17 protein-coding genes are annotated in these 21,608 nt (G+C 47.4%); 9 read left to right on the top strand and 8 right to left on the bottom strand.

The genetic code is table 11. The features are described from left to right. The first annotated feature begins 96 nt into the window (after window positions 1-96). The 3 genes from glmM to DMI82_RS00905 all read left to right on the top strand — a co-directional run bounded on the left by glmM (window position 97) and on the right by DMI82_RS00905 (window position 5,250). Window positions 97-1,485 (top strand): phosphoglucosamine mutase, encoded by a 1,389-nt coding sequence (glmM, locus tag DMI82_RS00915; RefSeq protein ID WP_015525706.1) that lies wholly within the window; start codon window positions 97-99, stop codon window positions 1,483-1,485. Between the two features lie 81 nt (window positions 1,486-1,566). Then, window positions 1,567-3,405, top strand: coding sequence for a glutamine--fructose-6-phosphate transaminase (isomerizing) (gene glmS / locus DMI82_RS00910; RefSeq protein ID WP_110102076.1), 1,839 nt, complete (start codon window positions 1,567-1,569; stop codon window positions 3,403-3,405). 219 nt (window positions 3,406-3,624) lie between these two features. Further along, window positions 3,625-5,250 (top strand): LCP family glycopolymer transferase, encoded by a 1,626-nt coding sequence (locus DMI82_RS00905; protein ID WP_110102074.1) that lies wholly within the window; start codon window positions 3,625-3,627, stop codon window positions 5,248-5,250. A gap of 119 nt (window positions 5,251-5,369) precedes the next feature. Here the strand turns inward: DMI82_RS00905 and rfbD are convergent, their stop codons facing one another. The 4 genes from rfbD to DMI82_RS00885 all read right to left on the bottom strand — a co-directional run bounded on the left by rfbD (window position 5,370) and on the right by DMI82_RS00885 (window position 9,634). After that, window positions 5,370-6,302 carry a dTDP-4-dehydrorhamnose reductase gene (rfbD, locus tag DMI82_RS00900; protein WP_092069245.1) on the bottom strand — a complete coding sequence of 311 codons (933 nt, stop codon included), beginning with the start codon at window positions 6,300-6,302 and terminating at the stop codon, window positions 5,370-5,372. Continuing rightward, window positions 6,299-7,333, bottom strand: a complete 1,035-nt coding sequence (rfbB, locus tag DMI82_RS00895; RefSeq protein ID WP_110102072.1) for a dTDP-glucose 4,6-dehydratase — start codon at window positions 7,331-7,333, stop codon at window positions 6,299-6,301. Before rfbB ends, rfbD begins: the two co-directional genes overlap by 4 nt. A gap of 93 nt (window positions 7,334-7,426) precedes the next feature. Further along, entirely contained in the window at window positions 7,427-8,323 is an 897-nt protein-coding gene (gene rfbA, locus DMI82_RS00890) for a glucose-1-phosphate thymidylyltransferase RfbA (protein ID WP_015525711.1), read from the bottom strand. 129 nt (window positions 8,324-8,452) lie between these two features. Beyond that, window positions 8,453-9,634, bottom strand: a complete 1,182-nt coding sequence (locus DMI82_RS00885; protein WP_015525712.1) for a MerR family transcriptional regulator — start codon at window positions 9,632-9,634, stop codon at window positions 8,453-8,455. Between the two features lie 234 nt (window positions 9,635-9,868). Here DMI82_RS00885 and DMI82_RS00880 point away from each other — a divergent pair, with 234 nt between their 5' ends. Together DMI82_RS00880 and DMI82_RS00875 are read left to right on the top strand one after the other, a co-directional pair. Continuing rightward, on the top strand, window positions 9,869-10,867 hold the full coding sequence (locus tag DMI82_RS00880; RefSeq protein ID WP_092069248.1) for an acyltransferase: 999 nt from the start codon (window positions 9,869-9,871) through the stop codon (window positions 10,865-10,867). Between the two features lie 170 nt (window positions 10,868-11,037). After that, window positions 11,038-11,748 carry a hypothetical protein gene (locus DMI82_RS00875; protein ID WP_092069251.1) on the top strand — a complete coding sequence of 237 codons (711 nt, stop codon included), beginning with the start codon at window positions 11,038-11,040 and terminating at the stop codon, window positions 11,746-11,748. 86 nt (window positions 11,749-11,834) lie between these two features. Here DMI82_RS00875 and glgD read toward each other — a convergent pair whose 3' ends face one another. Together glgD and DMI82_RS00865 are read right to left on the bottom strand one after the other, a co-directional pair. Then, window positions 11,835-12,956, bottom strand: coding sequence for a glucose-1-phosphate adenylyltransferase subunit GlgD (gene glgD / locus DMI82_RS00870; protein ID WP_110102070.1), 1,122 nt, complete (start codon window positions 12,954-12,956; stop codon window positions 11,835-11,837). A 1-nt stretch (window position 12,957) separates the two neighbouring features. Next, window positions 12,958-14,097: a glucose-1-phosphate adenylyltransferase gene (locus DMI82_RS00865; protein WP_021651100.1), complete on the bottom strand. Its 1,140-nt coding sequence runs from the start codon at window positions 14,095-14,097 to the stop codon at window positions 12,958-12,960. A gap of 356 nt (window positions 14,098-14,453) precedes the next feature. Between DMI82_RS00865 and DMI82_RS00860 the strand changes: the two genes are divergently transcribed. Both DMI82_RS00860 and DMI82_RS00855 read left to right on the top strand, forming a co-directional pair. Continuing rightward, on the top strand, window positions 14,454-15,107 hold the full coding sequence (locus DMI82_RS00860) for a DUF3786 domain-containing protein (protein ID WP_110102068.1): 654 nt from the start codon (window positions 14,454-14,456) through the stop codon (window positions 15,105-15,107). Window positions 15,108-15,266: 159 nt separating this feature from the next. Further along, window positions 15,267-17,693 carry a putative bifunctional diguanylate cyclase/phosphodiesterase gene (locus DMI82_RS00855; protein ID WP_022426269.1) on the top strand — a complete coding sequence of 809 codons (2,427 nt, stop codon included), beginning with the start codon at window positions 15,267-15,269 and terminating at the stop codon, window positions 17,691-17,693. Window positions 17,694-17,722: 29 nt separating this feature from the next. Here DMI82_RS00855 and DMI82_RS00850 read toward each other — a convergent pair whose 3' ends face one another. Continuing rightward, window positions 17,723-18,517 (bottom strand): ABC transporter permease, encoded by a 795-nt coding sequence (locus DMI82_RS00850; RefSeq protein ID WP_022426268.1) that lies wholly within the window; start codon window positions 18,515-18,517, stop codon window positions 17,723-17,725. After that, on the bottom strand, window positions 18,510-19,277 hold the full coding sequence (locus tag DMI82_RS00845; RefSeq protein WP_092069257.1) for an ABC transporter ATP-binding protein: 768 nt from the start codon (window positions 19,275-19,277) through the stop codon (window positions 18,510-18,512). Before DMI82_RS00845 ends, DMI82_RS00850 begins: the two co-directional genes overlap by 8 nt. A gap of 129 nt (window positions 19,278-19,406) precedes the next feature. On the opposite strand from DMI82_RS00845, the gene DMI82_RS00840 reads away from it, so the two are divergent. Continuing rightward, window positions 19,407-20,072 (top strand): epoxyqueuosine reductase QueH, encoded by a 666-nt coding sequence (locus DMI82_RS00840; protein ID WP_110102066.1) that lies wholly within the window; start codon window positions 19,407-19,409, stop codon window positions 20,070-20,072. 151 nt (window positions 20,073-20,223) lie between these two features. Further along, complete coding sequence (argH, locus tag DMI82_RS00835) at window positions 20,224-21,603, top strand: argininosuccinate lyase (RefSeq protein ID WP_110102064.1); 1,380 nt, start codon at window positions 20,224-20,226, stop codon at window positions 21,601-21,603. The last annotated feature ends 5 nt before the right edge of the window (window positions 21,604-21,608 follow it).

Here is a 21,608-nt window from a genome sequence, read left to right as displayed (position 1 = left end):
TTCATACAGAAAGATAAGAACAATTCTGATCGATCTGTATGACACATCAATATATAAGATAAGTTATAAATATTAACACACAAAGGAGAGCTAGAAATGGGAAAATATTTTGGTACAGATGGTTTCCGTGGGGAGGCGGGTGTTTCTTTGACGGCGGATCATGCATTTAAGATCGGGCGTTTTCTGGGATGGTATTATAATGAGCTGCGCAGAAGAGCGGGGGAGACGGCTGCAGCCAGAATCGTGATCGGCAAGGATACCCGACGTTCCAGCTATATGTTTGAGTATTCGCTGGTTGGCGGACTGGTGGCGTCCGGAGCGGATGCTTATCTTCTCCACGTGACAACAACGCCGTCTGTGGCTTATGTTGCCCGTACCGATGGCTTTGACTGCGGTATCATGATCTCTGCCAGCCATAATCCTTATTATGATAACGGGATCAAGCTGATCAACGGCCAGGGTGAGAAGATGGAGGAGGAGATCATCGCTCTGGTGGAGGATTATCTGGATGACCGTCTTCAGCTGTTCGGAGAGAAATGGCATGAGATTCCTTTTACAAAGGGCGGTGAGATCGGCAGGACGGTGGATTATTCGGCAGGCCGGAACCGTTACATAGGATATCTGATCTCCTTGGGAGTATATTCCTTTAAGGGAATGCGGATTGGACTGGACTGTGCCAACGGAAGTGCATGGAATATCGCAAAGGCGGTTTTTGATGCGCTGGGAGCGAAGACTTATGTGATCAATGCTGAGCCGGATGGTACCAATATCAATAACAATGCCGGTTCCACCCATATCGAGGGTCTCCAGAAGCTTGTAGTGGAGAAGGGACTGGATGTTGGCTTTGCCTACGACGGAGATGCGGACCGCTGTCTCTGTGTGGATGAGAAGGGAAATGTGGTTAGCGGGGATGCGATCCTTTATGTGTACGGCCGTTATATGAAGGAGCGCGGAAAGCTTCTCACCAATACGGTTGTAACTACGGTAATGTCCAATTTTGGCCTTTACAAGGCTTTTGATGCTCTTGATATCGAGTATGCGAAGACAGCAGTAGGGGATAAATATGTTTATGAATATATGATGCAGAATGGCTGCCGTATTGGTGGTGAGCAGTCCGGGCATATTATTTTTTCCAAGTATGCATCTACCGGGGATGGCATCCTTACAAGTCTGAAGATGATGGAAGTTATAATGGCAAGGAAGAAAAAGCTCAGTGAGCTTACTGCTGATCTGGCGATCTATCCCCAGGTTCTTGAGAACGTGCGTGTCCATGACAAGGCAGCAGCGCAGGCAGATGTGGATGTGCAGGCAGCAGTAGAGAGTGTGGCTGAGGCGCTTGGAGACACCGGAAGGATCCTGGTGAGAGAATCCGGTACAGAACCTCTGCTCCGTGTTATGGTAGAGGCAGAGAGTGAGGAGCTTTGCAGAAAATATGTGGACCAGGTGGTTGAGATCGTCCGTAAGAAGGGGCATGTGGCAGAGTGATGTCCTGGATGCAGACCGCAGGTGTCTGAAGAACGGAGCAGTCAGAAGAATATAAAAATGCAATAAGAGGAGAAAAAAATCATGTGTGGAATTGTAGGTTTTACAGGCAGGCATCAGGCAGCACCCATCCTTCTGGACGGGCTTTCCAAACTAGAATACAGAGGATATGATTCCGCCGGCATCGCAGTGCGTGACGGGGAAAAGGATATTGAGATCATTAAGGCGAAGGGCCGTCTGAAGGTCCTTCTGGAGAAAACAAACGCAGGTGAATCTGTTCCGGGTATGTGCGGGATCGGTCATACCCGCTGGGCAACTCACGGAGAACCATCAGAGGTCAATGCCCATCCTCATGTCAGTGATAACGGAAATGTGGCAGCTGTGCATAACGGTATTATCGAGAATTACCAGGAGCTGAAGGAGAAGCTTCTCCGCAGGGGATATTCTTTTTATTCTTCCACAGATACGGAGGTTGCTGTGAAGCTGGTGGATTATTACTACCAGAAATACGGCGGATCTCCGGTTGAGGCAGTGCGTCATGCCATGGTGCGTATCCGTGGTTCCTATGCGCTGGTAATGATGTTCCGTGATTATCCGGAAGAGATCTTTGTAGCGAGAAAAGACAGCCCTATGATCCTGGGTGTGGAGAATGGAGAATCCTATATCGCATCGGATGTTCCTGCGATCCTGAAGTATACAAGAAATGTTTATTATATCGGAAATCTGGAGCTGGCATGTGTAAAACCGGGTGAGATCACTTTTTACAATCTGGATGGTGAGGAGATCGAGAAGGAGCCTAAGATCATTGAGTGGGATGCAGAGGCAGCGGAGAAAGCCGGTTTTGAGCATTTCATGATGAAGGAGATCCATGAGCAGCCGAAGGCAGTCGCAGATACACTGAATTCCGTTATCCGGGAGGACAAGCTGGATCTGACAGAGATCGGTCTGGATGATGAGAGGATCCGCAGCATCAGCCAGGTTTATATCGTGGCCTGCGGCTCTGCTTACCATGTGGGAATGGCTGCACAGTATGTGATCGAGGATCTTGCAGGTCTTCCGGTGCGTGTGGAGCTTGCTTCGGAGTTCCGTTACCGGAAGCCGCTTCTGGATCCTGCCGGCCTGGCAGTGATCATCAGTCAGTCCGGTGAGACTGCGGACAGTCTGGCTGCGCTTCGGGAATGTAAGGAGAAGGGGATCCGCACGCTGGCTATTGTCAATGTGGTGGGCTCTTCCATTGCAAGAGAGGCGGATCATGTATTTTACACACTTGCAGGACCGGAGATCTCGGTTGCTACCACCAAGGCGTACAGTACACAGCTGATCGCTTCCTATGTGCTGGCATTGCAGATGGCACTGGTCCGCGGAAAGATCTCAGAGGAGCAGTGTGAGTCCTACATTAAGGAACTGAAGACACTTCCGGACAAGATCGGCAGGATCATCGAGGATAAGGAAAGGCTTCAGTGGTTTGCCTCCAAGCAGGCCAATGCAAAGGATATCTTTTTTATCGGAAGAGGGATCGATTATGCCATCAGCCTTGAGGGCAGCCTTAAGATGAAGGAGATCAGCTACATCCATTCTGAGGCGTATGCGGCTGGCGAGCTGAAGCATGGCACCATTTCCCTGATCGAGGACGGCACCCTTGTGATCGGTGTCCTGACACAGCCGGAGCTTTATGAGAAAACAGTCAGCAACATGGTGGAGTGCAGGAGCCGTGGGGCGTATCTGATGGGGCTTACTACGTTTGGAAACTATAATATCGAGGATACTGCAGATTTTACGGTTTATATCCCGAAAACAGACCCGCATTTTGCAACTTCTCTGGCAGTGATCCCGCTGCAGCTTCTGGGTTACTATGTCAGTGTAAATAAAGGTCTGGATGTGGATAAGCCGAGAAATCTTGCCAAGAGTGTTACCGTGGAATAAGGAGATCCATTTCACAGAAGGAACATTTTAGCGGCAGTTCCGTGACATCGTGAGAGCATAAAAGGATCATGATATCACGGAACTGTTTTTGCATTTGGCGATTTACGATATTTCTTGCTTTTATCAGTAAAAAAGCGTAAAATGATTAGGATATTTGAATCTGTACAGAGAGTGTCCATATGTAATATTCTCTGTACCATCAAAAATGGAGGATTGCATATGAGAAAAATGGGGAAACATATCCCAGGGCTGATCGTGACGCTTGTGGTTCTGATCACAGCAATCGTATTTGCGGTCATGCTTCTGAATATGAAGGTGATCCCGACGAAGTTCATTGCAGTGATCGGACTGGTAATGCTGGTCCTGATCGTGATCGTCGGGGCGCTTGTATGGAGTACGGATGGTAAGATAAGATTTGTAGTGGGAGTGATCCTGGCAGCAGTTTTTGCAGCAGTATTCATTCTCGGAAGTATGTATGTTTATAAGACACATTCCACACTGGCAGGGATCTCCGGTGTGAACACAGAGATTACGGAGGTCGGCATTTATGTCCGTGCAGATGATTCTGCAGATTCCATAGAGGCTACAGCAGATTATGTGTATGGTGTGCTGACAGATCTTGACAGAGCCAATTCGGACAAGGCTATCCAGGAAGTGGATTCCGAGACAGGCAAGACTGTGCAGGTCCAGGAGTATGCAGGACTTACAGAGCTGGTTGACGGTCTTCTGAACGGACAGACAGGTGCGATCGTGCTGAACAGCGCATATTTAAGTGTTATTGAAGAGATGGATGGATATTCCGATATTTCTTCCAGGATCAAAGAGCTGACCGTGAAGAAGGTGGAGACGACCATTGAGCCCCAGGAGACAGAGGCGAAGGCTGAAGAGAGTACCAATGACGGTTCTGTATATACCATCTTTATCAGTGGTATCGACAGCCGCAGCGGCCTTGTTGCAAAGAGCCGAAGCGATTCCAATATCATTGCTACGGTAAATACAGCTACCAGACAGGTGCTTCTGGTTTCCACACCTCGTGATTATTTTGTACCGCTTTCTATTTCAGGCGGACAGAGAGATAAGCTGACACATGCAGGTATCTATGGTATCAATGTATGTATGGATACTCTGGGAATGCTTTATAATGAGGATATCAACTATTATTTCCGTATCAACTTTGCGGGATTTGAGCAGCTGATCAATTCGCTTGGCGGAGTTACTGTTTATTCTGACTATGACTTTGATTCCAAGAATGAGACAGGATATCACTTCAATCAGGGAGAGAACTACCTGAACGGTGAGCAGGCTCTGGTATTCAGCCGTGAGCGTTATGCCTTTAAAGAGGGCGACCGTCAGCGTGGCAAGAACCAGATGGCAGTGATCAAGGGTGTGATCAACAAGGCTCTTTCACCGGAGCTTCTGAAGAATTATTCTTCTGTTCTTTCCAGCATCCAGGGATGCTTTGAGACCAATATCTCCTACGAGGAGATCGCCAGACTGCTCCAGCAGCAGTTGAACAACGGCGGTGACTGGAACATCGTAAGCTACAGTGTAAATGGTACCGGTGACACACAGAAGCCGTATTCTATGAGCCAGAAGGCTTACGTTATGATTCCGGATGAGTCTACCGTTCAGAAGGCGGAGGCCATGATGAAGAAGGTTCGTGACGGAGAGACTGTTTCCCAGGAGGAGGCAGACAGTGCAACATCAGCGGCAGCAACTACGGATAATGATGCACAGGCAGCTGCAGAGGGAAGTACAGCAGAAGCGCAGGGTGAGACTGCAGATGCCACACAGAATGGCACAGCAGATGCCCAGGCAGCAGACGGAACTGTTGCACAGCAGTAAGATAAAATTATTAAATTTTAGCATAAGAACAGCCGGGGAAGCGTAAAGCTTTCCACCGGCTGTTTTTTCATGAGAAACAGAACGAAAAAAATCCACCGGCGATCACCGATGGATTTTTTTTACAGGATCTCTTTCAGATATCTTTCCAGGGCATCCTGCCATGTTGGAAGTGGCTGGAAGCCGTTTTTTACAAGCTTGGATTTATCCAGGCGGCTGTTGAATGGACGTACAGCCTTGGAAACGCCGTACTCTGCAGTTGTGACAGGAGATACCTCTACTTTTTCGTATTCCTTGTGGCCGAGGGCAGCAGCCTGGCGGAAGATCTCTTTAGTGAAATCATACCAGCTGATGAAGCCGCCTTCGTTGGTTGCGTGATAGTAGCCGTATTTCTCTGTCTCGACCATGTCTACCAGAAGACGTGCAAGGTCGTAGGTGTAGGTCGGAGTTCCGATCTGGTCACTGACTACGGTAAGCTTGTCATGGGTTTTTCCCAGATTTACCATGGTACGGATAAAGTTTTTGCCGTTTTTGCCGAATACCCATGCAATACGTACGATAAAGAATTTGTCTACAGTGCCGGATACTGCCAGCTCACCGTCAAGCTTGGTCTGACCGTATACGTTCTGTGGAGCGTAGTCCTTGCAGTCCGGATCCCATGGTGTGGTTCCCTGGCCGTCAAAAACGTAGTCTGTGGAAATATACATCATCTTGATGCCAAGCTCCTTGCAGATGTCCGCAATGTTCTGTGTTCCTACAACATTGACAAGACGTACCTTCTCACGGTTTTCCTCGTCCTCTGCAGCATCTACGGCTGTCCATGCGGCACAGTGTACTACTGCATCAGGCTTTACCTCACGGATGGTTTTTGCTACCGCTTCTTTATCTGTGATATCAAGCTGCACATAAGGCATGGTGGTAACAGGAGTACCATCAGCGATGCCGCTGTAGGAAGGAGCAATGTCACTTCCTACGCCTTCATGTCCACGGCCGGACAGTTCATTCATTACGTCATGGCCAAGCTGGCCGCCAACACCTGTTACGAAAAATCTCATGCTTTAACCTCCTCGCGGTTTCCATACATTTTTTCGTAGTAGTTCTGATACTCACCGGAGATGATGGTTTCCCACCATTCCTTGTTGTCAAGGTACCATTTGATGGTCTTTTTGATTCCGTCTGCGAATTTTGTTTCAGGAAGCCATCCAAGCTCGTTGTGGATCTTGGTCGGGTCGATAGCGTAGCGCATGTCATGGCCTTTACGGTCTGCTACATATGTGATCAGGCTTTCCGGTTTGCCAAGCTCCTTGCAGATCAGTTTTACGATATCGATGTTTTTCATCTCGTTATGTCCGCCTACATTGTAAACCTCGCCTACACGTCCTTTGTGGATGATCAGGTCGATGGCACGGCAGTGATCCTCAACATAGAGCCAGTCGCGGACATTTTCACCCTTTCCGTAAACCGGGAGTGGTTTGTCGTTCAGAGCGTTGGCGATCATCAGCGGGATCAGCTTTTCCGGGAAGTGATACGGGCCGTAGTTGTTGGAGCAGCGGCTGATGGTCACAGGCAGGCCGTAGGTTCTGTGGTATGCGAGAACAAGAAGGTCAGCACCTGCTTTGGAGGAGCTGTACGGGCTGCTTGTATGGATCGGAGTTTCCTCTGTGAAGAAGAGGTCCGGTCTGTCAAGAGGAAGATCTCCGTAAACCTCGTCTGTGGAAACCTGATGATAACGCTGGATTCCGTATTTACGGCAGGCATCCATGAGAACAGCAGTACCCTTGATGTTGGTGTCAAGGAATACCTCCGGGTTTTCGATGGAACGGTCTACGTGGCTCTCAGCTGCGAAGTTTACCACGATGTCCGGATGCTCCTCCTCGAAAAGCTTGTAAACAGCGTCACGGTCTGTGATGCTTTCCTTTACAAAGCGGAAGTTCGGTTTGTCCATGACCGGTGCAAGAGTGGAAAGGTTTCCGGCATAGGTCAAGCAGTCCAGGCATACGATACGGTAATCCGGATGAGCCTCCATCATATGAAAAATAAAGTTGCTTCCGATAAATCCGGCGCCGCCGGTAACGATGATTGTCATAAAAAATCTCCTTTATAATAAATGATTGATCTTATGCGGATTCCGTCGAAACGGAGTCCGCAGGTAAATTCAGTGTCGGAAAATCAGATCGGCTTAGTGAAGCGCGTCCAGATATTTTCCGTCCAGAACATCCTTGAGATACTGGCCATACTGGTTTTTCTTAAGGATTTCGTAAACCTTGAGCACGTCCTCCTTTGTGATCCAGCCGTTTAAGTAAGCAATCTCCTCAAGGCATGCGATCTTGCGGTGCTGATGCTGCTCCATGGTTTTTACGAAGTTGGTTGCCTCTACAAGGCTTTCGTGTGTACCGGTATCCAGCCATGTGAAGCCCTGGCCCAGAAGCTCAACGTTCAGCTGTCCCTTCTCAAGGTAGATACGGTTCAGGTCTGTGATCTCAAGCTCGCCTCTTGCGCTTGGCTTCAGATTTTTTGCGTACTCTACAACCTTGTTGTCGTAGAAGTAGAGACCGGTTACACAGTAGTTGCTTTTTGGCTTTTCCGGTTTCTCTTCAATGGAAACCGCTTTTCCGTTCTGGTCGAATTCCACGATGCCGAAACGCTCCGGATCATCTACATAGTATCCGAAAACAGTGGCACCTTTGCCTGTTTCTGCGTTGTCTACAGCAGCTTTCAGGCGCTTTTTGAGGCCATGTCCTGCGAAAATGTTGTCACCAAGGACCATACATACGGTGTCGTTGCCGATGAATTCCTCGCCGATGATAAATGCCTGGGCAAGTCCGTCCGGGCTTGGCTGTACAGCGTAGGTAAGGTTGACACCGAACTGATGGCCGTCACCGAGAAGCTCCTCAAATCTCGGGGTATCCTGCGGGGTGGAGATGATCAGGATATCACGGATGCCTGCGTTCATAAGAACAGACATAGGATAGTAGATCATCGGTTTGTCAAAGATCGGCAGAAGCTGTTTGGAGGTCACCATGGTAAGTGGGTAAAGACGTGTTCCGGAGCCTCCGGCTAAAATAATTCCTTTCATATGTTTTCTCCTTTGCGTGATGATGTGCAGCATAAGTCGTGCCTGCACATAACTTTGTTACTGTAACTGTATTATAAAAGGTGACGCAAGGTCACCTTCAAGAGCTTTTTTCATATTTTTTATTTTTGGCTATTTTTCACAAAGAAATACGCCGGCATCCTTGGTAATGCGGAATCCTTTGGCAGTTTTTCTGGCGGTGTAGGCCCGGAATTCCTTGTAACGGTCCAGGATATACTGATTCTGGTTGCCGTGGCAGGAGAGGACGTAGGAGATTAGCGGCTCCGCATCCTGGACCAGAAGGCAGTCTTCATAAGAAAGCCACTGAGCCTTTGGGAAAAAAGGCGCCAGGATACTCTGGCCGTTTTCACGTCCGAACCGTTCATAAAGCCGGTCTGCGGAAAGCACGATCCGTTCATCAAAATCCTGCACCAGCTGGCTGACCTCCTGCATATGAGCCTTTCCGTAAGCACTGCAGAGAAATCTTCCGCCGGGAGCGAGGACACGGCGGACTTCCTTCAGGACGGAGGGAATATCATCGCAGTAAAAAAGCACGTGATTGGCGATCACCAGATCAAAGCTTTCGTCCTTGCAGGGGATTTTTCGGCAGTCAAAGGCCCGGAACGCAAACCGGGTATCCGAGGAACCGATGGCTCGTCTGGCATCGCGGAGCATACCGCTGGAAATATCGGAAAGTGTGATGGAGATATCCTCCGGCAGAAGGGAAAGGTTGTCGGTCCATAACGTTCCGTCCCCGCAGCCCAGCTCCAGAATACGAAGACCAGGTGAAATCTGGCACTGCTCAAAGATCCAGGGAAACCATCCCTGTTTGTTCTGGGAGTACAGGCTGTGGAGGTTGATCCTGGAGGAAATGTTGGTGGCATTCTGATACTGATTCTTGAGGCTTTTTTCCATGCCGGTTAAGTGGATCAGGTTCAGCATCTGGCTCCAGTCAATGGTGTGCTGTTCCTTTATCATCTGTGCGGTATCCTGGATCGCTTTTTCCACCAGCTGCATCTGTTCGATCCGGTCACGGACCAGACGAAGCTGGATATTCAGAGAATTCAGCATGAAATGATAATCGGAATCACCGATGGTCATTTCCCGGATGTCATCCAGGGAAAAGCCCAGGTATTTCAGAAGGAGGATCTGCTGAAGCCTTGCAAAATCCTCGTCTGTATAAAAACGTGCGCCGGATTCGGTGACGAGAGAGGGTTTCAGGATATCCTGTTTATCATAATAGCGGACAGTACGCAGAGTTACGTGTGCCATGCGTGCAAATTCGCCGGAAGAATAGTAGCCGTCTTTTTTCATAAAAAATAGAATCCTTTCTGAGGAAATAACAAACATCCTGTCATAGAAGTCATAAAAGAATTATAATTCAGATCCGGAAGCCGTACAAGAGTAAAACGTATAAGAGCAAACCGTACAGGAGAAAAACAGCATTGACAAAATTCTGCTGGTTTGTTAGTATATCGTTTCGAAAAAAAGGGAACCCCGGAATCATATTTCCGGGATAAGCGTTCGATATAAAAAGGAGTAATTTTTATGCGAAACCGTACTCTGGATATGGTAAAGGCAATCTGTGCTTATGCAGTTGTGCTTCTTCACGTCCATTTTCCGGGAAATGCCGGAATTATAGCCAATGTACTTGCCAGATTTGCAGTACCTGTGTTTTTTATGGTATCCGGATATTTTTGTTTCCGTGGCGATGATACGGAATTTATAAGAACCGGAAAAAAGATCCGGCATGTTCTGAAGCTGATGCTTGTGGCATTTCCGGTCTGCTGTCTGTGGGAGCTGATCCAGAACCACATCGACGGAGCAAGCCAGAAGGAATGGCTGGAAGCCCTGGTTTCGGGGGAACATATCCGCCAGTTTCTTCTATATAATAACAGCTCTCAGGTGAAATGGCATCTGTGGTTTCTCCCGGCACTGCTCTATTGTTATCTTCTTTTTGCCCTGGCAGCAAGATTCCGGATTTGTAAGCAGGTATATGTTCTGATACCGGTGCTTCTTCTGATCCATTTCGGAATGGAGGAATTTTCGACCTTCCTGTTCCCGGAAAAGCATTTCCGTGTTATGCAGTTTCGAAACTATCTGTTTACCGGATTTCCGTTTTTTATGTTGGGACATCTGATACACAGACATCAGGAAAAGCTGGAAGCCTGGTTTGCCGGAAAAAAAGTGCTTCTTTTGTATGGCATGGCAGCTGGCGGCGGGATCGCAAGTCTGCTGGAATACCGGTATTTTGGCAAACTGGAATTGTTTCTGGGGTCAGTATCTATGGCTGTTGGTCTTTTTCTCATTGCGATCATGGGAAAGAATCGGAAAGTGCCCGAGCTTCCGGCAGCCATCGGTCAGAAATATGCGTTTTTTATTTATCTGTTCCATCTCTGCGTGGCTGATATCCTGAAGGATGTGGCTGTGGTAGCTGGAATTGAGAAAAATCTTTTATATCTGTGGATGAGACCGGTGATGGTCTGTGTTCTTGTGACTGCTGTGGCGGTAATGTATGGATATGGAATGAAGATCTGCCGGAAATAGAAGAGTTTATGGTATTTTCATATTTATGCGCTGTGATTTTGTACCAAAATATGCTAAAATATCCTTTATTGATAAGTCACAGCACCCACCCGGAGGATGAGGGGAAAGCGACTGGAATATCCCGCTTCAGGGTAAGAAATACTGAGACATGAAAGAAAAAGGAGATTTTTATGGATTTACAAAACAGAGCGGAGGCCGGCAGTGACGGACACGATGAGAGTGTACTGAATCCGGAGATGCCCAACGAAACTGATCTGACGAAGAAGGAACGCCGCCGGATCGAAAGAGAGAAACTGAAGGGAATGGGAACAGGTAAGAAGATTCAGTATATCTGGATGTATTATAAGATACATATGCTGTGCGTGCTTCTTGCCATTGGCGGAGTCTGTCTGGGAGTGAATATTTATCGTCACGCACAGATGAAGACGGTGCTTTCCATTGCGGTGGTGAATGCAGGGAATTATGACTCTGAGAAGGTGGAAGAGGATGTTTTGAAGACACTGGGAACAGAGGATAAATATGCAGAAGTCAGTGTGGCGCAGAATCTGATGACGGACGAGACAGGAGAGGATTTTGATTACTATGCCAGGATCGCATATGTGACGGAAATCCAGAGTGCTACCGTTGATGTCCTGATCATGCCGAAGGAACTCTATGAACATGAGAAAGATAGCGGAATGTATGCAAATCTCAGGGAAACGTTTGGAGATGAGGTGTTTGAGTCTCTGGGCGCTGTGGATGATCAGCATCTGGAGCTTGACGGCAGTAGTAGTGTTGCTCAGGAATTTGGCCTGAGATATGATCCGGTGTGCATCTGCCTTCCGGGTAATGTGAAGAATAAAGAGAATGCGTTGAAATGGATCCAGTCTGTTCTGAAATGATGGATCCATATGCTTAGCTGAGTACAGAGATAAATAAGGCCTCCGGTTCGTAACACAGGAACCGGAGGCCTTATTATATATGAATATTACAGTGTATCGTTACGTTTGATGTAGCCAGGCTCATCCGCAGGACGGATGATCTCCTTGGCATGCGTGATCTTGGCATGCTTGTCTACCACCAGATTTTCGATATGGACATTCTCACCGATGGTGCAGTCTGCAAGAACGACACAGTTCTTGATAACAGCGCCCTTTTTGATGGTACAGCCACGTCCGACAATGGAATTCTCTACAGTTCCCTCGATCATGGAGCCGTTGGAGATAACGGAGTTGGAAACATTAGCTGTGTCAAAATAATGAGTCGGGCAGGAGTTATTGGTGCGTGTATAGATTGGCCAGTTATCATGGAAAAGATCCGTTGCAGTTTTGTAGTCGATCAGATCCATATTTGCATCGTGATAGCTCTTGAAATCAGTGATCGATGCAAAATATCCGCGATGGGATACACCACGTACATCCAGCTCACCGTCTCTGCAGCCGGCATTGATCACGTCTGCAAGGGTATAAAGAGAGGAGATCTCTTTTGCCTTATGGATGAGGCTGATGAAAAGCTCCTTGCTCATTACGTAGGTATCCATGAAAATGTTGCGGTTCTTTGCATTGCCGTGGTTGTGCTCAATGGAGAGAACACCCTTCTGACGGTTCAGGTTCAGGATGTGGCAGTTCAGATAGTTCTCCTTGGCATTATCAACGGAATGATAAAGCATGGTCACATCTGCACCGGATTCGATATGGGCATCGATCAGCTTGGAATAGTCGGTGGTGTAGATCATGTAATTCGGAGCGATAACAACATACGGATAATGAACTGCTTCGATGCACTCCAGATTGGAGTAGTAGTTGTCGATATCGGTGTTATAGATATCGTTGACTCCGGAATGCTCTGAAAAGAGGAGTTGGAGATTACCGCTCTTGGAGTTGATGTTGTAGTGACGTCCGGTTCCGAGATGTTCTACAAGAGAACGGGGTTTGTTCTTTACATAGACCTGAATGTACTCAATTCCGCTGTTGGTCATATTTGAGATTGGGAAGTCGATGACACGATATCTTCCGAGAAATGAAAAGGCGCCGATCGCACGGTAGTCCTGAAGCCCCTCCACATGGATATTTCTTTCTGAGGAATTCACGATTCCAAATGCTTTAAACATATTACTCAGCCCCCTTTACACGTTTTGATACAAGTTCGATGTGCTCACTGTCCTTGGAACCGACACGAGCATTGGCACCGATCACGACTCCGTCTGCAACGAGAGCACGCTGGACAACGGCACCTGCTTCAACAACAACACCCGGCATCAGGACACTGTCGATGATCTTGGCACCAGGACCGACCTTGACGCCTGTGAAAAGTACGGAGTTGGTGATCTCACCTTCTACAACACAGCCCTGAGTAATGAAAGCAGTGTTGATCACAGCTGTATCACAGATATACTGTGGAAGAGAGGTAGCATCCTCAGTGTAGATTTTCCAGGTAGGATCGTTAAGATCCAGTTCACTGTTAGGACTGAGAAGATCCATGTTTGCTTCCCAGAGGGAATCGATGGTTCCTACATCCTTCCAGTAGCCTTTGAACTTGTAGGCGTAGAGTGCCTTGTCCTGTGCAAGGAGTGTAGGGATGATGTCTTTACCGAAATCGTGATTGGAATCCGGATTTTTGATATCTGCCAGCAGGAGCTTGCGCAGAAGCTTCCAGTTGAATATGTAGATACCCATGGAGGCAAGATTGCTCTTCGGGTGTTCCGGTTTCTCTTCAAATTCCACGATGCGGTCATCTTCACCGGTGTTCATGATACCGAAACGGCTGGCTTCCTTCATGGGAACCTCGATAACTGCAATAGTCGCATCTGCCTTATGCTGGATATGGTCATCAAGCATCTTTGCATAATTCATCTTATAGATGTGGTCACCGGAAAGGATCAGAAGGTATTCCGGGTTCTGTGAGTCGATGAAATCAATATTCTGAGAGATCGCATCAGCTGTTCCACGGTATACATCCAGACCGGCATCAGCCTTCTCACGTGGAGGAAGTACATAAACTCCGCTGTCCTTGGCATCAAGGCCCCAGCGGCCACCGGCTGCTACATAGCTGTTCAGTAAAACTGATTCATACTGTGTCAGTACACCTACGACATCAATGCCGCTGTTGGCACAGTTACTGAGCGGAAAATCCACGATACGGTATTTACCGCCATAACCAACGGCTGGCTTGGCAACTTTATTCGTCAACTCGTGAAGACGACTTCCTCTTCCACCGGCCAGGATCATTGCTAACATACTGTTTTGTTTCATGGCGAATCCTCACTTTCATTTCTTGTTTACTGCCAGGTGTCTTTAACCATAAAAACAATAAACTTTGTTAATATTATACACCTTTTAAAAAAGAAAATCCAGTTTTTTGTGCAAAAAAACGTTATTTTTATATTGGGAAATTAGACGGATTTGGGAAAATTGATGGATGATCTGTCGAAAAAAAGAAACGCTTAAGAAGGTTCCGGGATTCTGAAAAAACAGTAACACTGAAAATAGCCGGATTTCGGATACATCGGCGAAGATTCTTGCGGAAAATGTGAAAGCAGTGTATTCTGTAAAAAAAGTCCGGAATACAGCGGAGAAAGGATATCGATATCAGACAGGGAGAAGACAGGATGAAAGAAGAAAGAATTTCCAACTATGTAAAACTATGTGAAGAGTGGGCACAACGCTTTTTGAAGATGGATCAGGCAGATCTGCATAAACGGGTGCCGGAACTGAAGGAAGAAAACGGGTTTCTCACGATCATTCATTTCGGAAGAAGATATGGGGTGAGTCTGGAAGACGGCAGTATCCAGAGCCTGGATGGACAGAGAGAACCGGATACTACGGAGATGCTGAATATTTATACGCTTCTGGGGTATGCGAAAGAGGGGGCTTTTATTATGGATAAGTGGGTCCCTTTTGCAGATCTCAGGAATGCAAGACCATTTGCGCCGGCGTATCAGATCGGAGAGACGGATGTGTTCAGTGCTACATTTTCCGGCCATGAAAAGGAATTGAGGGAGGCGTTTCAGAAGCTTGACGGCAGGGAACTGCCCCAGGGTGATGTGGGATATGAGATCAGGGCCTTTGACTGTATGCCTATGAGATTCTTTTTCTGGGAACGGGACGAGGAGTTTGAAGCACAGGGAAATATCCTGTTTGATTACAGTGCCACAGATTTCAATCATGTGGAGAGTGCGGTATCCATAGCAGATTCCGGGATCAAAAGGCTTGCGGAGCTTGCCGGGGTTCCGCTCAGGGGGAAATCTTTTCAGATGCGCTGATAACCGAAATATAATAAAACCAATATGAAAAATAAATAATACGAAAGATAATTGCAGTTATCAGAAAAATCGTATATAATGAAGGAATATTTAAGGATTTTGAGACAGTAACTGTCACGAAGGATCTATGAGAAATTTACGAATCAGGAGGTGATGCTCGTGGGGAAAAATGCATCGGGAATGTATGTCATAGATGAGGATTATAAGATTATCAGCTATAACCTGGCAGCACGTGAGATCTATCCGCAGCTGAAGAGGGGCGAGAAATGCTATCACTGTCTGAGAAACAGAGAAACTCCCTGTGAGATCTGTCCGGTCGTTAACGGGATCAAAGGTCCGAAGAATTATCTGGAACCGGGACGGAATATCCTGCGTTCGGTTGATGCTGTGGAGATTCCGCTGGAATCCGGCGGGACAGGACATGCCCTTGTTTTTTCGGATACAGAGACGAATGATGAGATCAGCAGCGGAATGATGGAGAATCCGATTCTTATGGGGATCATTAATGTTCTCGGAAAAAATTTTATCAATATCTACTCTGTTGACAGAGAGACTCATAAGGTCCAGGTATGCCGCTTCCAGGGGCAGAGTGGAGCTTATGGGGAGGAGGGACTTCGCAGGGATGAATCCTATGAGAAGATCATGGATATTTATATTGAGAGCAGTGTTGCGGCAGAGGACAGGATCCGGATGCATCAGATGATGGATTTTGAGAAGATATGCCAACGTCTTACAAGGATTCCCCAGTTGATGGTACATTATCGTGTACGCCGAAGCAACGGGAGGATTGAATATTTCTATGTGAAATGTGCCAGGGTAGGAACGGCTGAGGATTTTCAGACCGTGGTGTTTGCTTTTGCCAATGAGGATATGGATGTACGGTACAGTGAGATGGAGGCCATACTGGAACCAGGAGGAACAGCATCCGGAAGAAAACTTCTTATTGTAGTGAATGACGAGACGGATCGGAAAGCGCTTACAGAACATCTGGAGGGCAGTTTTGAGGTTATCTCTGCGATGAATGAAGCAGAGGGGATGAAGCGTCTGTCTGAGAATTACAAAACCCTTTCTGCAATTCTTCTTGATATGAGTGTGCCGGTATGTGATGAATTTCAGTTTCTGGAGCTGATCCGTGATGATGTGATGCTGACCTCTGTGCCTGTGATCATCATAACCGGAAGTAACCGGTTGGAGGATGAGGTGCGATGTCTGGAACTGGGAGCAGTGGATTTTGTACGGAAACCGTATAATGTCCGTATATTAAAAAGTAAGATCAACAATGTGATCAAGCTGAGAGAGTCCGTGATGGTACTCTCAGCTCTGGAATATGATGATCTTACAGGGCTTTATATCAGACAGGCCTTTTTCCATCATGCAAAGACGCTGATGCGCTTTAATACGAATCAGGATTTTCATGTGGTGGTGGCAGATATAAAGAACTTTAAATGGATCAACGGAACCTATGGAGAGAAGACCGGTGATCAGGTTCTTACCTATCTGGGAGATACGTATAGAAATCAGGTTCGCTACGGGACGGTGGGCAGATATGGAGGAGACCAGTTTGTAGCCATCATATATGGAAAGAAAGAGATCCGTATGACAGATATGGAGAAATTTATCCACAGGGTCGAGAGTGGAGCACCGATTCCTAATCTGGTGGTCAACTATGGGGTCTATGAGAATGTGGATAAGACACTGCCTTTTACCCTGATCTGTGACAGGGCTTTTCTGGCCATGAAGAGTATCCGGGATGACTATGAGCACCAGATCGCTTTTTATGATGATGAGATGAGAAAGAGGCATATCCGTAACGGACAGATGGAGAATGCTTTCGTGGAGGCTATACGCAATGAAGAATTCGTAGTCTACCTGCAGCCGAAATACAGTGTGGAGACAGAAGAAATCGTTGGGGCGGAGGCACTGGTGCGCTGGAAGAGAGCGGAAGGAACTATGGTTTCGCCGGGAGAATTTATCCCTCTTTTTGAGAAGGATGGTCTGATCGTACGCCTTGATGAATATGTTTTCCGAAAGGTATGCAGCATCCAGGGGGAACGTATAAGATCAGGGAAAAAGATACTTCCGATTTCGGTGAATCTGTCACGTGCCAGTATCCATTACGATAATATGATCTGTCGTTATGTGAAGATCGTGGAAGAAAATGGCATTCCGTTTTCTTCTGTTCCCATTGAATTGACAGAAACTGCTGCGTTGTATAATGATCGGATCAGTAAGCTCATAGAGAAGATGGTGGATGCAGGATTCGAGCTGCATATGGATGATTTTGGCTCCGGCTATTCATCTATGACAAGCCTGAACCAGTTGCCATTCGATACTCTGAAGCTGGATAAAAGTCTGATCGATTACATAGAGAATTTTCGTGGGCAGCAGGTGATCCGTCATACCATTTCGCTGGCACACAGCCTTGGAATGAAGGTTCTTGCCGAGGGCGTGGAGAAAGCAAAACAGGTGGAGATCCTGCGAAGCCTGAGCTGCGATGAGATCCAGGGCTTTTATTATGCACGGCCTTTGCCGTGGGAAAACTTTGAAACAAAGGTTATAAGAGCAAAAGAGGCGTGTAAAAAATGAGAGATCATTTTTACACGCCCTTTTTACAGCTAATGCTTCCGGACCTGTTTTTCAATAAGATAAAGTGCAAAATACAGCAGCATGGCAATGATGCAGAGGATCACAATGGACATCAGGACCCATGTAAGTCTGAATGTCTGGCTTCCGTAAATGATCAGGTATCCCAGGCCTTTTCGGGCACCGATAAATTCTCCGATGATCACGCCTACCAGGCAAAGCCCGATGTTGACCTTCATCACACTCAGGATAAGAGGAACGGAGGAGGGCAGGACGATCTTCAGAAGCTTTTCCTTTTTGTGTCCCCCCAGAGTTTCGATCAGCTTCAGCTTTTCCGGATCTGCCTGGCAGAAACCGGAGTACAGATTGATAACGGAGCCGAAGATGGCTACAGACATGCCGGCGACTACAATGGTACGTTCGTTGGCACCAAGCCATACGATCAGAAGAGGGGCCAGAGCAGATTTCGGGAGACTGTTCAGTACCACCAGACATGGCTCCAGGATCCGTGCGATCCGTCGGGAGCACCAGAGAAGTACTGCGGTTCCTACACCCAGGATCACAACAAAAAAGAAACTGACAAGAGTTTCTGCCAGTGTCACGGCAATATGTGCAAACAGGGACTGATCCCTGCACATGGAAAGAAAGGTCTTTGCGATCAGGGAAGGACTGCTGAAGATAAAGGAATCGATCCATCCAAGATCAGAGGATATTTCCCAAAGTCCCATAAACAGAACAAAAAGAAGTGTCCGTGCAGCCAGGATAATGTGTTTTTCTTTTTTCTGCCGTGCAAGATATTGTTTCTGCTGTCTGGAAATTTCAGGCATTTTCATTGAGCTCCTTCCATATGATGTTAAAATATTTCTTAAAATCCGGAGCATTTCTGGAGGAGAGGGGAGTGCGGTCGCTGATATCCAGATCGATATCAATGATCTTTCGTACAGTGGCAGGACGTGCAGAAAGGATCAGTACCCGGTCGGCCATACTGATGGCTTCGGAGATGTCATGAGTGACCAGGATCGCAGGCTTGCCGGAGCTTTTGAGGATTTTTCCGATATCATCACTGACATTTAAGCGTGTCTGGTAATCCAGAGCGGAAAATGGTTCGTCCAGAAGAAGGAGCTCCGGTTCCAGCACCAGGGTCCGGATCAGAGCGGCACGTTGGCGCATACCGCCGGAAAGCTGGGAAGGGCGGGCATCACGGAAACGGTCCAGACCGTAGGTCTGAAGAAGGGCTTCTGCATGTGCCAGCTTTTCAGGTGTGAGTTCTTTCCGGATCTCCAGGCCGAGAAGGATGTTTTTGTAGATGCTCCGCCATTCCAGAAGATGATCCTTCTGGAGCATATATCCTACAGCGGCACTGCCGGAGGATACCGGCCGGCCTCCCAGAGTAATGGAACCGTGCTCCGGAGTGAGCAGGCCGGCAATGAGATTCAGAAGAGTGGATTTTCCGCATCCGGAAGGTCCTACAATGGACAGGAATTCACCGGGCATCAGATCAAAGGATATATGAGAAAGGGCGGGTGTCTCACCGGACAATGTGTGATAGGAGAGACACACGTCCCGCACTTTCAGGACAGGATTCATGGATATTGCCTCCTTTTCGTAGATAATGGTATAATATTATCATATGTCTGAAACAGGAGAAGGCCAATGGCAGAGATGTATACTTTGCTGTCTGCCTGAAAACAGTCATAGAGAAAGGAATTACAAACATTGAACAAGAGAAACTACCAGAAAGAACTGGATAAACTGATTGAAAGAAACCAGAAGGAAGGGAAAACCCCCAGACTTTTTCTGCATGCCTGCTGTGCGCCATGCAGTAGCTATGTGATGGAATACCTGTCGCAGTATTTTGAGATTACGATATTTTTTTATAATCCCAATATCGCACCGGTGGAGGAATATTCACACCGCGTGGCTGAGATCCGCCGCCTGATCGGGGAGATGGAGTTTGTACATCCGGTAACGCTGGTGGAGGGACGGTATGACCCGGAGGAGTTTTATGAGCTGGCAAAAGGCCTGGAAGATGTTCCGGAAGGAGGAGAGAGGTGCTTTCGGTGTTACCGCCTGCGGATGGAAGAGGCGGCAAAGCTGGCGAAGGAGGGAGGATATGATTATTTCACCACAACCTTAAGTATCAGTCCTCTGAAAAATGCACAGAAGATCAATGAGATTGGCGAGGAGCTGGCAGAAATCTATAAAGTGCCACATCTGACTTCGGATTTTAAGAAAAAGAATGGCTACAAGCGTTCTATTGAACTGTCTCATGAGCATGCTCTGTACCGGCAGAATTACTGCGGCTGTGTATTTTCAAAGAAAGAAGCCATGGACAGAGAACGGCTGGTTACTGAGAACCGAGTGAACAGTAACAACGGCTGAAGACAGCAAACGTATAATTATGAAAAACTTTGCATTTTTATAAAAATATGTTACACTAACACAGAAAAGTGCAGACGTCCGGGAGACGGAGCTCGTGTATGTCCGGAGAAGACAGTTCTGCCGCAAAAAAGAAAAGTGAGGAAGAATCAATATGGCACAGTTATGGGGAGGCCGTTTTACAAAAGAAACGGACAAGCTGGTTTACAATTTTAACGCATCCATTTCCTTTGATCAGAAATTTTACAGACAGGATATCCGTGGAAGCAAGGCACATGTTGCCATGCTTGCAAAACAGGGAATTTTGACAGAGGAAGAAAAGGATCAGATCACAGAAGGACTGGACGGTATCCTTGCAGACGTGGAAGCAGGCAAGCTGGAGATCACAGCGGAGTATGAGGATATCCACAGCTTCGTGGAGGCAAACCTGATCGACCGTATCGGAGATGCCGGAAAGAAGCTTCACACAGGAAGAAGCCGTAATGACCAGGTAGCTCTGGATATGAAGCTTTATGTCCGCGACGAGATCGATGAGACAGATAAGGAGCTGAAGGACCTTCTTCTTGCCCTGCAGAAGATCATGGAAGAGAATGTTCACACCTACATGCCGGGATTTACCCACCTTCAGAAGGCACAGCCGGTAACTCTGGCACACCATGTAGGCGCATATTTTGAGATGTTCCGCAGAGACCGTGACAGACTTTTTGATATCCGTAAGAGAATGAATACCTGTCCGCTTGGAGCGGGAGCACTGGCAGGAACCACTTATCCGCTGGATCGTGCCTATACTGCAGAGCTTCTCGGCTTTGATGCACCAACCAGAAACAGTATGGATTCCGTATCTGACAGAGATTATGTCATCGAGCTTCTCAGTGCATTTTCTACGATCATGATGCATCTGAGCCGTTTTTCAGAGGAGATCATTCTGTGGAATTCCAATGAGTACCGTTTCGTTGAGATCGATGACGCATACAGCACAGGCAGCAGTATCATGCCGCAGAAGAAGAATCCGGATATCGCAGAGCTTGTCCGCGGAAAAACAGGCCGTGTTTACGGAGCGCTGACATCTATTCTCACAACCATGAAGGGAATCCCGCTTGCATACAACAAAGATATGCAGGAAGACAAGGAGCTGACCTTTGATGCCATCGACACCGTAAAGGGCTGTATCGCCCTGTTTACCGGCATGGTTTCCACTATGCAGTTCAACAAAGCCAACATGGAGGCAAGTGCGAAGAGAGGCTTTACAAACGCCACAGACGCAGCAGACTATCTGGTTAACCACGGTGTACCGTTCCGTGATGCTCACGGCATCGTCGGAAGACTGGTCCTTCTCTGTCTGGATAAGGGAATCTCTCTGGATGAGCTTCCGCTTTCCGAGTACAAAGAGATCAGTCCTGTGTTTGAGGAGGACATCTATGAAGCCATCAGTATGAAGACCTGCGTGGAAAAACGTGTGACTCTGGGAGCGCCGGGACCGGACGTGATGGAGCAGGTGATCGCTCAGAATAAAGAATATCTTGAAAAAAATTAAGATAA

Origin of the sequence: Blautia sp. BCRC 81119 (genome assembly GCF_003184505.1) — a bacterium.
Classification (GTDB): Bacteria; Bacillota; Clostridia; order Lachnospirales; family Lachnospiraceae; genus Blautia_A; species Blautia_A fusiformis.
Note: the sequence above shows the minus strand (reverse complement) of the source record. Positions and strands in the feature narration are given on the sequence as shown.